The sequence below is a fragment of the Vibrio sagamiensis NBRC 104589 genome (genome assembly GCF_007990935.1).
GTDB classification, from domain to species: Bacteria; Pseudomonadota; Gammaproteobacteria; order Enterobacterales; family Vibrionaceae; genus Vibrio; species Vibrio sagamiensis.
Window position 1 is genome coordinate 1 of the sequence record NZ_BJXJ01000153.1, and the last position, 574, is coordinate 574.

Here is a 574-nt window from a genome sequence, read left to right on the forward strand (position 1 = left end):
CGTTAACTTTATGTTTTTCCTGGTGCCATTCACCCTTGCCAAATTCTTTCAGGCCAGTGGAATCAATGGCTATCGCCGCTAAATCTTCATCGGGTTTGTCTGTTTTTTTGAATCTTGGGGCCTTAAGTCCAAGCTTAGTGAGACGCTTTGATAGACACGAAAAGTCAGGACAGGAGAGGTTTGTGTGACCCATTTCCTTGAGGAGACTATCGATAAAGCCTTGAGTCTGGCGGAAAGGTTGTTTGAATACGAGTCTCAAATAATGGCATGCCATAAGTGTGCTGTCTGGGTATTTTGGTGATGACCCTGTACCATCGTAAGAGCGTTGCTCAGTTTGCCAGTTCTCTATGATGTCGTCAGATAACCAGATATCAATGCGCCCACGATCACGAAGACTTTGGTTGTATACGGCATAATTGGTTTGCCGATAGGTAGGCTTTTTGAAGTGATGACGTCTGGATTCGTTGTATTTGTAAGGCATTATTTTTGAACTGGAAACGAAGATAGATGGCTATGATAAAGTAAGGCACGCTCAAATCAAAATTGGTGATTTAATGAGCGCGTCAACAAAGCC

1 protein-coding gene is annotated in these 574 nt (G+C 43.2%); it reads right to left on the reverse strand.

Annotation, left to right across the window (positions count from 1 at the left end; all coding sequences use genetic code 11):
- On the reverse strand, positions 1–481 hold a 481-nt coding region (locus tag VSA01S_RS19885; RefSeq protein WP_039983463.1), incomplete at its 3' end, for a transposase.
- Positions 482–574: the final 93 nt, after the last annotated feature.